General features: G+C 34.6%; 14 protein-coding genes and 4 pseudogenes. 10 read left to right on the top strand and 8 right to left on the bottom strand.

Features of this window, described 5'->3' with window-relative positions; all coding sequences use genetic code 11:
• Nucleotides 1–36: 36 nt before the first annotated feature.
• The 4 pseudogenes from ACZ2G0_RS06235 to ACZ2G0_RS06220 form a co-directional block, all read left to right on the top strand.
• Nucleotides 37–260 (top strand): annotated as a pseudogene (locus ACZ2G0_RS06235) (M3 family metallopeptidase); the annotation flags it as partial.
• Between the two features lie 121 nt (nucleotides 261–381).
• Nucleotides 382–606: pseudogene (locus tag ACZ2G0_RS06230) on the top strand (M3 family metallopeptidase); the annotation flags it as partial.
• A 124-nt stretch (nucleotides 607–730) separates the two neighbouring features.
• A pseudogene (locus tag ACZ2G0_RS06225) lies at nucleotides 731–952 on the top strand (M3 family metallopeptidase); the annotation flags it as partial.
• 124 nt (nucleotides 953–1,076) lie between these two features.
• A pseudogene (locus ACZ2G0_RS06220) lies at nucleotides 1,077–1,298 on the top strand (M3 family metallopeptidase); the annotation flags it as partial.
• A gap of 98 nt (nucleotides 1,299–1,396) precedes the next feature.
• On the opposite strand, the gene ACZ2G0_RS06215 reads toward ACZ2G0_RS06220, so the two are convergent.
• Nucleotides 1,397–2,209 (bottom strand): hypothetical protein, encoded by an 813-nt coding sequence (locus tag ACZ2G0_RS06215; protein ID WP_470309489.1) that lies wholly within the window; start codon nucleotides 2,207–2,209, stop codon nucleotides 1,397–1,399.
• Between the two features lie 138 nt (nucleotides 2,210–2,347).
• Between ACZ2G0_RS06215 and gcvP the strand changes: the two genes are divergently transcribed.
• The 6 genes from gcvP to ACZ2G0_RS06185 all read left to right on the top strand — a co-directional run bounded on the left by gcvP (nucleotide 2,348) and on the right by ACZ2G0_RS06185 (nucleotide 9,901).
• Complete coding sequence (gene gcvP, locus ACZ2G0_RS06210; RefSeq protein ID WP_470309488.1) at nucleotides 2,348–5,191, top strand: aminomethyl-transferring glycine dehydrogenase; 2,844 nt, start codon at nucleotides 2,348–2,350, stop codon at nucleotides 5,189–5,191.
• 293 nt (nucleotides 5,192–5,484) lie between these two features.
• On the top strand, nucleotides 5,485–6,543 hold the full coding sequence (locus ACZ2G0_RS06205; protein WP_470309487.1) for a 3-oxoacyl-ACP synthase III family protein: 1,059 nt from the start codon (nucleotides 5,485–5,487) through the stop codon (nucleotides 6,541–6,543).
• Nucleotides 6,544–6,742: 199 nt separating this feature from the next.
• Nucleotides 6,743–7,285: a methyltransferase gene (locus ACZ2G0_RS06200; protein WP_470309824.1), complete on the top strand. Its 543-nt coding sequence runs from the start codon at nucleotides 6,743–6,745 to the stop codon at nucleotides 7,283–7,285.
• 27 nt (nucleotides 7,286–7,312) lie between these two features.
• Nucleotides 7,313–8,212, top strand: coding sequence for a glycosyltransferase family 2 protein (locus ACZ2G0_RS06195; RefSeq protein ID WP_470309486.1), 900 nt, complete (start codon nucleotides 7,313–7,315; stop codon nucleotides 8,210–8,212).
• 181 nt (nucleotides 8,213–8,393) lie between these two features.
• Nucleotides 8,394–9,143, top strand: a complete 750-nt coding sequence (locus ACZ2G0_RS06190; RefSeq protein WP_470309485.1) for an MlaE family ABC transporter permease — start codon at nucleotides 8,394–8,396, stop codon at nucleotides 9,141–9,143.
• A complete protein-coding gene (locus ACZ2G0_RS06185) occupies nucleotides 9,140–9,901 on the top strand; it encodes an ABC transporter ATP-binding protein (RefSeq protein ID WP_300287208.1) in 762 nt (253 codons plus the stop codon). Before ACZ2G0_RS06190 ends, ACZ2G0_RS06185 begins: the two co-directional genes overlap by 4 nt.
• Before the next feature lie 149 nt (nucleotides 9,902–10,050).
• Here ACZ2G0_RS06185 and ACZ2G0_RS06180 read toward each other — a convergent pair whose 3' ends face one another.
• The 7 genes from ACZ2G0_RS06180 to ACZ2G0_RS06150 form a co-directional block, all read right to left on the bottom strand.
• Entirely contained in the window at nucleotides 10,051–10,173 is a 123-nt protein-coding gene (locus ACZ2G0_RS06180) for a hypothetical protein (RefSeq protein WP_470309484.1), read from the bottom strand.
• A gap of 56 nt (nucleotides 10,174–10,229) precedes the next feature.
• On the bottom strand, nucleotides 10,230–10,895 hold the full coding sequence (locus ACZ2G0_RS06175; protein WP_470309483.1) for a hypothetical protein: 666 nt from the start codon (nucleotides 10,893–10,895) through the stop codon (nucleotides 10,230–10,232).
• Nucleotides 10,896–11,114: 219 nt separating this feature from the next.
• Nucleotides 11,115–11,501, bottom strand: coding sequence for a hypothetical protein (locus ACZ2G0_RS06170; RefSeq protein ID WP_470309482.1), 387 nt, complete (start codon nucleotides 11,499–11,501; stop codon nucleotides 11,115–11,117).
• A gap of 170 nt (nucleotides 11,502–11,671) precedes the next feature.
• Nucleotides 11,672–12,022: a bleomycin resistance protein gene (locus ACZ2G0_RS06165; RefSeq protein WP_470309481.1), complete on the bottom strand. Its 351-nt coding sequence runs from the start codon at nucleotides 12,020–12,022 to the stop codon at nucleotides 11,672–11,674.
• Between the two features lie 228 nt (nucleotides 12,023–12,250).
• Entirely contained in the window at nucleotides 12,251–12,763 is a 513-nt protein-coding gene (locus tag ACZ2G0_RS06160; protein WP_470309480.1) for a hypothetical protein, read from the bottom strand.
• Nucleotides 12,764–12,996: 233 nt separating this feature from the next.
• Nucleotides 12,997–13,554, bottom strand: coding sequence for a hypothetical protein (locus tag ACZ2G0_RS06155; RefSeq protein WP_470309479.1), 558 nt, complete (start codon nucleotides 13,552–13,554; stop codon nucleotides 12,997–12,999).
• 180 nt (nucleotides 13,555–13,734) lie between these two features.
• Nucleotides 13,735–14,187, bottom strand: coding sequence for a hypothetical protein (locus ACZ2G0_RS06150; protein WP_470309478.1), 453 nt, complete (start codon nucleotides 14,185–14,187; stop codon nucleotides 13,735–13,737).
• Nucleotides 14,188–14,238: the final 51 nt, after the last annotated feature.

The following is a 14,238-nucleotide window of genomic DNA, read 5'->3' as shown; positions in this document are numbered from 1 at the left end:
TTATTTTATTTAGGTTTAAGTAAAGTACTTCAAGCTATTTTTTCATCAGGATATTACAGCTATAAATAGACAGAAGTATTAGATGCTGATGCATTTAAATTTTCCAAGAAAAAGAAATTTTCAATAGAGAATTTGCTACCAAATTCAAAGATAACGTACTTTCAAAAGGAGGAACTGAACCACCAATGGAATTGTACAAACACTTTAGAGGACAAGCACCGAAGCCCAATGTTTTATTGAAAAGAGCGGGATTGTTTTAAACTTTAAAAGCATTTTTTTAACCATTAAGAGATTAAGATAATTAAGCAACAACTACTTAACTAAACTTAATTTCTTAATGGTTTTTTATTTTCTGTAGGTTTAAGTAATGTACTTCAAGCTATTTTTTCATCAGGATATTACAGCTATAAATAGACAGAAGTATTAGATGCTGATGCATTTTAATTTTTCCAAGAAAAAGGAATTTTCAATAGAGAAGTTGCTACCAAATTCAAAGATAACGTACTCTCAAAAGGAGGAACTGAACCACCAATGGAATTGTACAAACGCTTTAGAGGACAAGAACCGAAGCCTGATGCTTTATTGAAAAGAGCGGGATTGTTGTAAACTTTAAAAGCATTTTTTTAACCATTAAGAGATTAAGATAATTAAGCAACAACTACTTAACTAAACTTAATTTCTTAATGGTTTTTTATTTTATTTAGGTTTAAGTAAAGTACTTCTAGCTATTTTTTCATCCGGATATTACAGCTATAAATGGGTAGAAGTGTTAGATGCTGATGCATTTGAATTTTTCCAAGAAAAAGGAATTTTCAATAGAGAAGTTGCTACCAAATTCAAAGATAACGTACTATCAAAAGGAGGAACTGAACCACCAATGGAATTGCACAAACGCTTTAGAGGACAAGAACCGAAGCCTGATGCTTTATTGAAAAGAGCGGGACTGTTTTAAACTTTAAAAGCATTTTTTTTTTACCATTAAGAGATTATGATAATTAAGCAACAACTGCTTAACTAAACTTAATTTCTTAATGGTTTTATATTTTCTGTAGGTTTAAGTAAGATACTTCAAGCTATTTTCATCAGGATATTACAGCTATAAATGGGCAGAAGTTTTGGATGCTGATGCTTTTGAATTATTCCAAGAAAAAGGAATTTTCAATAGAGAAGTTGCTACCAAATTCAAAGATAACGTACTTTCAAAAGGAGGAATAGAACCACCAATGGAATTGTACAAACGCTTTAGAGGACAAGAATCGAAGCCTGATGCTTTATTGAAAAGAGCGGGATTGTTGTAAACTTTAAAAGCATTTTTTTTTACCATTAAGAGATTAAGATAATTAAGCAACAACTGCTTAACTAAACTTAATTTCTTAATGGTTTTTTATTTTTAAAATCAAAAAAACACTACCATCAACCACCAAAAAATCGGAATACTTTCGACCCAAAAAGAAGTGTAGTATTTTGACCGTTTCTCGTTGGCGAAAGCCAAAAACAAAGCAAGTACTAGCACCAACACCGCATTGACAATTAACTGCTCTTGTATAAAATGATGCTTTAGAAATTCTAATGCATAAAAAGGAATAAGAAGTAGCAGACCAACCATTTTAGTGTTCTTCACCCCTATTTGCTGTGGAACGGTCTGCAAATGCGGATCATCATTGGACAAATCAATGATCTCAAAAACAAGGATAAGATTAAAAACTAAGATAAATCTTTGGATACATTTTAAGTAAAAATCGGCTTCAAGTGGAACACCTGCGTTTATCAGTGGCAGCACGAGCGTTACTCCCACCCAGCACAAAGCCACTATGTAAATTTTCACTCCAGCCCAATTCCGGGCGTTTTTCCTATTTGGGAAAGCGGGTAATGTATACAAAAGTGTCAAAGTCAAAAAAACAAGAGACACAATTTGCGTATGAAGCTGCAATTGAAAAAAATAATAACCTACGCCAAATAACGAAAACAAACTAAGAATAGCGATTAACTTTAACTCTGTTCGCATTTGCTTTTTTTTGGCTCTAGCCAAAGCATCATATTTCACAAAATTATATCCCACAATAGTACCCAAAAAAGCAAAATTAGCCATAGGGGTATCTTGAGAAATGTTGAACATAAAATGCGTCATTCGTACCAGTGCATAGACCGATAAAGCCACGTGAATACTGCTTCTGAGATAAAAATCAACTATTTTTTTGAAACTAACCATTAAACAAATTTAGTCAATTGTGAATAAACATACTTATTAGTTGATAAATTGATAAAAAATCACAACTAAAACGGGAATTAAATTATTATTAATACTTATTTTTGTGCCACTTAAAAAACACAACTTTAGTATACTTACATGAAAACAGACTCATTTGCTTTAAGACACTTAGGACCAAGGGAAAACGATTTGCCAAAAATGTTGGAAACCATAGGTGTTGAAACTTTAGATCAGTTAATATACGAAACTATTCCTACTGACATCCGTTTAAAAGATCCTTTGGAATTGGAGCACATTATGACCGAGTACGAATATGCGAACCACATTAGGTTGTTAGGTCGTACCAATAAAGTGTACAAATCCTATATTGGTTTAGGGTATCACCCAACAATAGTTCCTCCTGCGATTCAAAGAAATATTTTTGAAAACCCAGGTTGGTACACTGCTTACACGCCTTACCAAGCTGAAATTGCTCAAGGTCGTCTTGAAGCGATTTTAAATTTCCAAACGATGGTTATTGAATTAACCGGAATGGAAATCGCTAATGCTTCGTTACTTGATGAAAGTACTGCTGCTGCTGAAGCTATGGCATTGTTATTTGATGTTCGTTCAAGAGATCAGAAAAAAAATAATGTATGTAAGTTTTTCGTTTCCGAAGAAATTTTACCACAAACATTATCTGTTTTACAAACGCGTTCTACTCCAATTGGTGTGGAATTAGTTATTGGAAATCACCAAGAATTTGATTTTTCAACCGATTTTTTTGGAGCGATACTGCAATATCCAGGAAAGTACGGTCAAGTATACGATTACGCTGATTTCATTAAAAAAGCAGCAAATAGCGAGATAAAAGTAGCTGTTGCGGCTGATATTTTATCATTAGTTAAACTAACGCCTCCAGGAGAAATGGGCGCTGCAGTAGTGGTAGGAACTACGCAACGTTTTGGAATTCCAATGGGTTACGGTGGACCACACGCGGCCTACTTTGCTACTAAAGAGGAATACAAACGTTCTATGCCAGGACGAATCATTGGTGTATCGCAAGATGCTGATGGAAATCGCGCCTTACGTATGGCATTGCAAACACGTGAGCAACACATTAAACGTGAAAAAGCAACATCTAATATCTGTACTGCTCAAGTATTATTGTCAGTAATGGCAGGAATGTTTGCTGTTTATCATGGACCAAAAGGATTGCAATATATCGCTGATAAAGTGCACGGAATGGCATCTACTTTAGCAAATGCCTTAAATAAATTAGGAGTATACCAAACCAATACCGCTTTCTTTGACACGATTGTTGTTAAGGCCGATGCGCAGAAAGTAAAAGCAATTGCGGAAGGTAAAGAAGTAAATTTCTTTTACATTGATAACGATACCATCTCGATTTCATTGAATGAAACGATTTTGTTTAGCGATGTCAATGAAGTGATTGCCATTTTTGCAGAAGCAGTAGGAAAAGAAGCATTTGAAGTTTCGGAATATGTTTTAGAAAACAATTACCCGATGCTATTGAATAGAAAATCAGAGTTTTTGACGCATGACGTTTTCAACAAATACCACTCTGAAACAAGTTTGATGCGTTACATCAAAAAATTAGAGCGCAAAGATTTGTCATTGACACACTCAATGATAGCCTTAGGTTCTTGTACCATGAAATTAAACGCAGCTGCTGAAATGTTACCATTAAGTATGCCTTACTGGAACACCATTCACCCATTTGCACCATTGGATCAAGTACAAGGGTACACCAAAATGCTTAAAAAATTAGAGCACCAATTAAATGTAATTACTGGTTTTGCAGGAACGACTTTGCAACCTAACTCTGGAGCACAGGGAGAATACGCTGGTTTAATGACTATTCGTGCGTACCACCATTCAAGAGGAGATCAAAAAAGAACAATCTGTTTGATCCCAGCATCAGCACATGGAACCAATCCAGCATCAGCTGCCATGGCAGGAATGACGATTATCGTTACCAAAACAATGGAAAACGGTAATATCGATGTTGAAGATGTTCGTGAAAAAGCATTGAAATACAAAGACGAATTGTCTTGTTTAATGGTAACGTATCCATCTACACATGGTGTATTTGAAAGTGCTATTAGAGAAATCACTCAAATCATCCACGATAACGGTGGTTTAGTTTACATGGACGGTGCCAACATGAATGCACAAGTAGGATTGACAAATCCTGCTACTATTGGTGCTGATGTATGTCACTTAAACTTACACAAAACGTTTGCTATCCCTCACGGTGGTGGTGGACCAGGTGTAGGACCAATTTGTGTAAACGAAAAATTAGTTCCGTTTTTACCATCTAATCCTTTAGTACAAGTTGGAGGTGATCAAGCAATCACTGCCATTTCAGGTGCGCCTTACGGGTCCGCTTTGGTGTGCCTAATCTCTTACGGTTACATTTGCATGTTAGGTGCTGAGGGAATAACGAACGCTACTAAATATGCCATCCTAAACGCAAACTACATGAAAGCCCGTTTAGAGGAGCACTACCCTATTTTATACGTTGGAGAAAAAGGAAGAGCGGCACATGAAATGATTTTGGACTGTAGATCTTTCAAAGAAAAAGGAATTGAGGTATCGGATATCGCTAAGCGTTTAATGGATTACGGTTACCACGCACCAACTGTTTCTTTCCCGGTAGCAGGAACTTTAATGATTGAACCAACAGAGTCAGAAGATGTAGCCGAATTAGATCGTTTTTGTGATGCTATGATTGCTATTCGCAAAGAAATCGAAACCGCATCGATTGACGAGCCAAACAATATCTTGAAAAATGCGCCACATACGTTAAATATGTTAACGGCTGATACTTGGCTTTTACCATACACAAGAGAAAAAGCAGCCTATCCGTTAGAGTATGTTGCTGAAAATAAATTCTGGCCTAGTGTTCGTCGTGTAGATGAAACTTATGGTGACAGAAACTTAGTTTGCAGCTGTGCTCCAATTGAAGCATACATGTAAGACTAACAATAAATATTATTGAAAAAGCCTCGATTTACTCGAGGCTTTTTTTTTGATTAAAAAATTAAAATACAATTTCTTCAATACTAATCCAATAGTGCTTTTAGCAGTAAATTAAAAAAGTCCAAGCAAACCCTCTAGCTTCCCCACGGTATTTTAACATTTCATTGTCAAATAAGCAGTATTAAGGTTAAAAATCTACAATTCCATAATTATATGCACGCATAGTAAATATCATAGCTCGATTTATTTTATTATCTTTAAATTAGCATAAATTTTTGGAAAACAATTCGATGAAAATAAAAATAACTGGAATAGGGAGCTACATTCCTGAAAAGAAAGTAAGCAATACCGACTTTGGAAATCATGTTTTTTTAAATGAAGATGGAAGTCCTTTTGGACGCCCTAATGATATTATTATAAATAAATTCAAAGGGATTACAGGAATAGAGCACAGAAGGTATGCTGAGACGAACCAAACTTCATCTGATTTAGCATACTTAGCTTCCGTAAAGGCGATTGCTAATGCTGGAATCGACGCTGAAACTATTGACTATATTATTTTTGCTCACAACTTTGGAGATGTAAAAGCAGGGACTACCCAGTCAGATATGCTTCCCAGTCTAGCAACTAGAGTTAAAAATAAACTCCAAATCAAGAATCCTAAATGTGTAGCTTACGACATCCTTTTTGGCTGTCCAGGCTGGATAGAAGGCGTTCTACAAGCCAATGCCTTTATTAAATCAGGGATGGCAAAACGCTGCTTGGTTATAGGATCAGAAACTTTATCTAGAGTGGTAGATGATCATGACAGAGATTCTATGATCTATTCTGATGGAGCAGGAGTTGCAATTATTGAAGCATCAGAAGACGAAACCGGAATGTTGTCTTATGAAAGTGGGACTTATGCCGCAGATGAAGCTAATTATTTGTTCTTCGGAAAATCCTATAATACTGATTTGGATCCTGACACACGTTACATCAAAATGCACGGACGTAAGATATACGAATTTGCGTTAACTACCGTTCCAGCGGCTATGAAAAGCTGTTTGGACAAAAGCGGAATTGACATTGACGACGTGAAAAAAATCCTAATTCACCAAGCTAATGAAAAAATGGATGAAGCGATTATCGATCGTTTTTACAAATTATATGACCGTCCGGTACCGCAAGATATCATGCCAATGAGTATTCACGAGTTAGGAAACAGCAGCGTAGCCACCGTACCTACTTTATTTGATTTATTGATTCGAGGCGAAATAAAAGACCAAAGCATCAGCAAAGGAGACATTTTACTTTTTGCTTCGGTTGGAGCAGGAATGAATGTCAATGCATTTGTTTATCGATATTAAAACATAAAATTACATTTATACTAAATCCGCTAGGTTCTCCTAGCGGATTTTTTTATGCGACCTTTTCCTATTTGGTCCTATTCTATTTCAATACAGAGACAAACAGCATAAAATTCTGCTTTAGAAGAAATATATCTTTGTACATTTGCACTTTATAAACCAAAACGAATGAAATTTGTTTTCATTCCTCGCCATGACTATGTACGAAAAAACGTTTCCCAATAAAAGATTCAAGCATACCCTAGCCTTTTTAAAAAACCACGTTAAAACTAGCGAAACCATCTTCGATTTAGGTGTACCCAATCCGTTTTCAAAAATCATGATCGAAAATGGTTATACCCTAAAGAACACAACTGGAGAAGATCTAGACACGAATCAAACGGCCCTACAAACCGAATCCTATACAGTGTTTACCGCCTTCGAAATTTTTGAACATTTACTAAATCCGTTTACCATCCTAGAAAATGTAAAATGTGATAAATTGCTAATTTCTATTCCGTTGCGCCTTTGGTTTTCTCCCGCATACCGCAGTAAAACTGATATGTGGGACAGGCATTACCACGAGTTTGAAGATTGGCAATTGGATTGGCTTTTAGAAAAAACAGGGTGGAAAATTGTAGCCAGAGAAAAATTCACACATCCCGTTAAAAAAATAGGTTTCCGACCTTTATTGCGTTATTTCACACCGCGTTATTATATGGTTTACGCTGAGAGAAGCCCCCTAACCCCCACGGGGGAATAAAATAGATTACCAATAAATTTATTTAAAATGTCTGATAAAAATTCAAATAACATTTCAAACTCCCCTCTCAGGGCTTGGGGGGATTTTTATATCGTTATACCTGCGCATAACGAAGCAGCATTGATAGGTTTGACACTGGAGTCTTTAGTAACTCAAACACTTCTTCCTAAAAAAGTAGTGATTGTAAACGATAATTCGACAGACAATACCGCCGATATTGTTTTGGCTTTCGCCAAAGAGCATCCGTTTATCAGTTTGGTGGAGAAAAAATCATCTGCGATTCATTTGCCTGGAAGCAAGGTCATCCACGCCTTTAATGCAGGTTTAGAAACGTTAGATGAAGAATATGATGTATTAATGAAGGCCGATGCAGATTTAATTTTTCCAGCTAATTATTTTGAAACGATCAGCACGCATTTTCAATCTGATCCAACGATTGGAATGGTAGGAGGTTTTTGTTACATAGAAAAAAATGGAGATTGGATTCTTGAAAACCTAACTGACAAAGACCATATTCGTGGGGCTTTGAAAGCCTACCGAAAAGAGACATTTAAGCAAATAGGAGGTTTAAAAGCACAAATGGGCTGGGATACCGTTGATGAATTGCTGTGTAAATTTTACAATTGGAAAGTAGTAACCGATGCTTCTTTGCATGTAAAACACCTAAAACCTACGGGAGCTAATTACAACAAAACAGCGCGTTATAAGCAAGGCGAAGCTTTTTATACACTAGGTTATGGTTTTTTGATTACAGCCATTGCATCAGCTAAGTTGTCGTTCATGAAAAAGAAACCGTTTTTGTTTTTTGATTACATTCAAGGATTCCGCAAGGCAAAAGCTGCCAAAACTCCTTTAATGGTAACTACAGAGCAGGCAAAATTCATCCGAAGCTACCGTTTAAAGAAGATGAAGGAAAAGCTTTTTTAAGCCCTAAATTTTTTTCAACATGCAAATAGCGAGTTACTAGTAACTTTCACTAGTTACTAATTACTAATCACCAATTACTAGTTACTAGCTACCAATCACCATTAACTAATTACTAGTTACTAATCACTATTAACTAATTACTATTCACTAATTTTGTAATTTAGCCCATATTCACACAATTATGATGCTCATTCGATATATAACGCAGCTAGGACGCTATTTTTTAATGCTAAAAGAGGTTTTCAGCAAGCAAACCAAATGGTCTGTGATGCGCAATCTTATTTTCAAAGAAATAGACGATCTAATCATTGATTCACTTGGAATTGTAGCTTTCATCTCTTTCTTCGTAGGAGGTGTTGTTGCTATTCAAACGGCTTTAAACCTTACCAATCCTTTAATACCTAAATACCTTATTGGCTTTGCCACAAGGCAATCGGTTATTTTAGAGTTTGCGCCCACATTTATTTCGGTTATTATGGCTGGGAAAATGGGTTCCTTTATAACTTCCAGTATTGGAACGATGCGAGTAACGGAACAAATCGACGCTTTAGAAGTTATGGGTGTGAACTCTGTTAACTATCTTGTTTTTCCAAAAATTGTAGCCTTGTTATTATACCCTTTCGTCATAGGGATTAGTATGTTTTTAGGAATCCTTGGCGGATGGATGGCTGGAGTTTACGGCGGATTCACCTCTAGTGCTGAATTTATTGACGGAGCACAACGTGATTTCATTCCTTTTCACATTGCTTATGCTTTTATTAAAACATTTATTTTCGCCTTACTACTAGCAACTATACCTTCTTTTCATGGATACTATATGAAAGGTGGAGCTCTAGAGGTAGGTAAAGCCAGTACGGTAGCCTTTGTATGGACTTCAGTTTGCATCATACTCTTTAATTATATACTAACGCAATTGTTACTAGGATCATGATAGAAGTAAAAAACATCGAAAAATCATTTGGAGAAAGCAAAATTCTTAAAGGAATCTCAACTGTTTTTGAAACTGGAAAAACCAATCTTATCATTGGTCAAAGTGGATCTGGGAAAACAGTTTTATTAAAAAGCTTATTAGGAATTCACCGTCCTGAAGTAGGAACTATAGAGTTTGATGGTCGCGTATACGGTAATTTAGATGATGAAGAAAGAAGAGAGCTACGTACCGAAATAGGCATGGTATTTCAAGGAAGTGCCTTGTTCGATTCGATGACCGTAGCTGAAAACGTTGCTTTCCCTCTCAAAATGTTCACTCGCGACAACAAAGCAAAAATAAAAGAACGCGTTGACTTTGTACTGAACAGAGTCGCTTTGAACGACGCGCATCATAAACTGCCTTCAGAAATCTCCGGAGGTATGCAAAAAAGGGTTGCAATTGCAAGAGCCATTGTAAATAAACCGAAATATCTTTTTTGTGATGAACCTAACTCGGGTCTAGATCCTAATACGGCTACCTTGATCGACAACCTCATCAAAGAAATCACCGAAGAATATGACATTACTACCGTGATTAACACCCACGATATGAACTCGGTTATGGAAATTGGCGATAATATTCTTTTCCTAAAAAATGGTGTAAAGGCGTGGCAAGGAAACAAAGAAGAAATTTTTAGAACGGATAATGAAGCAGTAGTTGACTTTGTGTACTCCTCTAACCTGTTTAGAAAAGTGAGAGAAGCGTATTTAAAAGAGTAAGTTTATATATTAAGGTACTCTCGGCTCTTTCTACCATTTTTTCAATTATTATTCAAGCATAAAAAAAGTACAGCTAGTCTCTCAGACTACTGTACTTTTTTATTTACCCTATAAACTAGCATTAGCATCAAGCATGCTGCTAATTCAAATTACTGATACATATCTGGTTTAACACCAAATTGTTTTACAAACGCACCATTTTGATCAGAATAGTAGTAGTTTATCGTTACTTCGTTTTCTCTAAATAATTGCATACCGAGATTCGTCTTCACATTTTCTTTTATTCCTATTTTGTCTTTACGTCAGTAAAACAACTCACAGTTGACACTTAAAACTTTGTTTTAAACGTAACTAACGATTTATCGATAGCCTCTTGAATCGCATTGGTCAGGTTTGCATAGTCATCCCCTTTTTTCCAGTTGCCCTGCATTTTTGTCGCTGTTTGAAATGTTTCTAGTCCTAGCAGTGAATTATCACTCAAATCAACTAACTCACTAGTGATATTGGTATACCCTTGCTTATCTAATTCAATCATTCCATAATAGCTTACTAAAATCCCGTACTTAACTTTTACGTATAGAATTTCGTCTACATTATTTGTGGCTTTTAGCTTTCTGAAATCTCTCTTGCTGTATTTCTTATCCGAATTTGGTTTATCAAATTTATCCAAAGCTGTATAATTTACTGTTTCAGTAATGAATTGAAATTGTTTGTTTTTTGATTTCAAAATGGCTGCAACTTCAGCTTCCATTTTTTCTTGTAAATTAAATTTGGGCTCAATTTGTTTTAAAGGCTCCGAGAATCTATTCCCTGACGTTAAAGCAACATCCAATAAACCTTGCCCTCCAACTCTAGCCATTCCTATGCTATCAACTTGAACAATTACACCTACTTTCTTCGTATTGTAAAATTGTTGATTTAAAGGCATCGTCGTCACACAACTTGTAATTGTAGCTAGGAATAAAAAACAGATGGATAATTTTAGTAGTTTCATTTTTGATTAAATTAAGGGTTTGATTTGTAAACACATAAAGTTTCAAATTTATAATTTTCCCTTACTATTTACTACATTTTTCATTATCAATTTTAAAAAAAACTTCTAATTATATGCAGCACTAATTTTTAAGTACAAGATGAAACGGTATTATAAAAGATTTAGCGTATCGGTTAAACCAAAATTGTATTTTGGCCTAATTACAATACAACCCAAAGATTATATAGAAAGACATGCAAACAAGGCAACAATTACGGTTATCACACCAATCACAATTCTGAACTTTCTCTGTTGTTCCGCCTTCCTGATATAGCCGTCTTTGCGTAAATCCCAACTAATTAAAATTTCTAGGATTGTTTCGAATGGTTCTAAAATAAAATCACAATAATCATAGCTTAAGTTCGCTTTGGCTTTGGCTTCTAATCTGACTCTTTTTAGTGCTAAATATTTAGCTGTTTTTGTTTTTTGCGGATCAACATTTCTCCTTTGCAGCTCATTAGTAGCAATTACAACAGCTCTAGGATTCCACTTTGTAGGTGAACCAACTATTTCTAATAGTTCCCGTTCCGATCGATTATTTATAAGAGGAATAAACTCGTCTATCATTTTTTATTTATAAGTAGCAATCTTTCTAGATTCGGGCATTTAGGTCGCAAAACCTAACAAGGTAGCTACCAAGATTATTAAGCTAAGATATAATTTCCTACGAATTCTAAGAACATTTACAATCAAATTTGTAGACTTTTACTACTATTAATTACTAATCCTTTTATACTCTACACATTTTGACCAAATGTTAGCAAATTCTTATCTGGATCGAGCATTGAAAACTCTTTTTGTCCCCAAGGCTGCACTTTTAATTTCCCATTAGGGTAAATTGTGATTTTATTTTCTTGAACTTCTTGATATAGAGTTTCAATATCATTGGTTCGGATATAAACTTGACCGTAATTTTCAAAAACATTGAGCTCTTTAAATTCAAAAAAATGAATCTCTATCTGGTCCTTTTTTACCATTAAGTAACCATCATAATCACCTAATTGTTCAAAGCCTAACTGTTCAACATAGAATTCCCTAGTTGTAATTTTATTTCGCATCGCTAATTTTGGATGTACAGCTGTCAGCATATTGGGTCTTTTAAATTGTTATATTCTCATTCTTTAACAATAGTTTCAACCTCAATACTGTTTCTACTAATTCTTTCAGTTGTATTAGTTTTTCCTTTTAGCAAAACTACTTATAAAGTTAATACCTAATTTCATTAGAAGCTTATCAAACACATTCAAGTCAAATAACTAGCACTAAAAAGCACACTACAGCAGTCCTACTTTGCAAACCAATGGTAAGTATTGATTTCATTTTTCTTTTTGTCTATCAATAAATCTTGAAATTCCGTTACTATTCGTAATTAATAGGTATCCAATTAATGTATTAATACTGTGAAAAATCAGCCAAGCTACATCTCGATAATTTTTCAGTAGTTCATTTTGCTGTAGAAATTGAATAATTTCTCGCACTAAGTTTGGGAAACTATTAATTAAAGTTATGCCGCCAAATAATATTATAATAATTTTCAAGACGGTATTTTGTGAGATGGTGATGTCGATTCTACTTTCTGTAAAATGTCTTTCTAATTTTAATCTTGAAACAATCCATTCTGATTTAAAAAGAAAAAGTGATGAAATAAACAAATAGGAAATCAATGCAAATATTCCAAAAAGCATTTCAGGAATAAAGGTATTCCATCCAAGTCCGATTTGAGATGTTAAGAGTAACGAGGCAATTTGAGGAAATATATAGAGGCAATTCATAAAAAGCCAAAGTCCGATTCCTTTTAGCACAATATTCCAAAAAGTATTAATTTTCATTTATTCCCATTTAGTTTAGGTAAATCTATCGTTTATTGGCTTCTACTGTTTGAGGCAAAAGACTATTTTATTAAAAGCGATTGTGTAATAGTAGAAAAACCCTAATTATTTATTTTGGTAAAGAAATCGAGACACGAAAGATAAACTTATTTCGAGCACCTAATTACATCATTTTTGCAAAAGACTCATTAACACCTGGCTTTTCATACCTGGTTAGTATTTTTCAACAGTTGTCAAAATATATCCTTGTCTTTACCGTCAATATTATGATTTATTTTCTGTCCCATACTTGAAGTAACATATCCTGCAACCCTTTCTTCCTTTCGTTGACCGTTTGATAAATAGCCAACGTTTATGGAGCAGTCTCCTGTAATGTCAATCCAAACGGTTTTACTTTGTCCTATTTCTAATTTGTCAATCTGTCCGCCGCCACAGCCCACAATAGTAATGTCGGTCAAAGTTGTCTGCGTTGCGTTCGTAAATGTTATTCTCATGGTGCCAAGAAGAACAATTACAATCCAACAATAAAAAAACATAATTGGTATGTTCAATAACATTAGCCCACCAATTTTTAAAAGTTTCATTTCATTATTTTTATCCTTGTTCGCTTTTAACACTATTAAGATTAAAATTCCAGAATTTATTAGTCCAGCAAATACAATAAAGCCGAGACCAAGTAAAACTACGTCGAACGAAGATATCAAGAAGTAAAGTCCAAAAATAATTGTCCCGAGCAGGAATGAAACTAATGCAGTTAGTCGTCCAATTTTTATATGTTGTTCAGTTGTCATGCGCTTGGTGCTATGTTTTGGTGAGTGGAGTTGTTGGAAACTTATGAAACCGAGTATTTTTCAGCTTAACGAAAACTTGATGCGAAACATTAAAACAAGTAAACTACAGCTAGATCAGAATGGCAGCTAGCAGTTACCTTTTAGCATGCGTTTGATCTTTCCAAAGAAAGACAGTTTCCCTTATTTAAGTTTAATTTCTGATTTTTTGACAGGATTAAAACTACTTTCAAAAGCTGTTTCCATTATTGTTTTTTTCGGTTTATATATTTTTCGGGTTTCGTCTTCTAAATAAGGGTAACAATAAATTATCCGCGTCATATTTGTTGAGTCTATTGGGATTTCAAAACGCATTATTGCTTTTTTTATAAAAGACATTTCAAAGCCGTTATTTCTCAGTTCGGTTTGTATTATAAATTTTAGTTTTTCAATGTCTGCCAAAAGAGGTTTTATCTCAACTTCTTTTGGAATTACTTTTTTGTTTAAAATATCTATTTCAATTTCGGCTACATTTTTTTCTCTAGCAATATAGTTTATCCAGTCAGCCATGTAGCCACCGTCATAATATCCAAGTGTACTCAAATAACTAAGGGCTAAATTTCCAGGAAGTCCATTTAATTTTTTTGCTTTCGACATTTTTTCTTTAAGGTTACAAATTACGTTTTGCTGCTATAAGAAGTGGCAAAC

The sequence above is a fragment of the Flavobacterium sp. KKT103 genome, assembly GCF_055640565.1.
The sequence above is the reverse complement of the archived record's forward strand: the minus strand, read 5'-3'. Positions and strand labels throughout refer to the sequence as shown.

Coding starts and splice junctions, on each gene's coding strand:
- ACZ2G0_RS06215 (WP_470309489.1), bottom strand. CDS start 2,209: ATGGTTAGTTTCAAAAAAATAGTTGATTTTTATCTCAGAAGCAGTATT.
- gcvP (WP_470309488.1), top strand. CDS start 2,348: ATGAAAACAGACTCATTTGCTTTAAGACACTTAGGACCAAGGGAAAAC.
- ACZ2G0_RS06205 (WP_470309487.1), top strand. CDS start 5,485: ATGAAAATAAAAATAACTGGAATAGGGAGCTACATTCCTGAAAAGAAA.
- ACZ2G0_RS06200 (WP_470309824.1), top strand. CDS start 6,743: ATGTACGAAAAAACGTTTCCCAATAAAAGATTCAAGCATACCCTAGCC.
- ACZ2G0_RS06195 (WP_470309486.1), top strand. CDS start 7,313: ATGTCTGATAAAAATTCAAATAACATTTCAAACTCCCCTCTCAGGGCT.
- ACZ2G0_RS06190 (WP_470309485.1), top strand. CDS start 8,394: ATGATGCTCATTCGATATATAACGCAGCTAGGACGCTATTTTTTAATG.
- ACZ2G0_RS06185 (WP_300287208.1), top strand. CDS start 9,140: ATGATAGAAGTAAAAAACATCGAAAAATCATTTGGAGAAAGCAAAATT.
- ACZ2G0_RS06175 (WP_470309483.1), bottom strand. CDS start 10,895: ATGAAACTACTAAAATTATCCATCTGTTTTTTATTCCTAGCTACAATT.
- ACZ2G0_RS06170 (WP_470309482.1), bottom strand. CDS start 11,501: ATGATAGACGAGTTTATTCCTCTTATAAATAATCGATCGGAACGGGAA.
- ACZ2G0_RS06165 (WP_470309481.1), bottom strand. CDS start 12,022: ATGCTGACAGCTGTACATCCAAAATTAGCGATGCGAAATAAAATTACA.
- ACZ2G0_RS06160 (WP_470309480.1), bottom strand. CDS start 12,763: ATGAAAATTAATACTTTTTGGAATATTGTGCTAAAAGGAATCGGACTT.
- ACZ2G0_RS06155 (WP_470309479.1), bottom strand. CDS start 13,554: ATGACAACTGAACAACATATAAAAATTGGACGACTAACTGCATTAGTT.
- ACZ2G0_RS06150 (WP_470309478.1), bottom strand. CDS start 14,187: ATGTCGAAAGCAAAAAAATTAAATGGACTTCCTGGAAATTTAGCCCTT.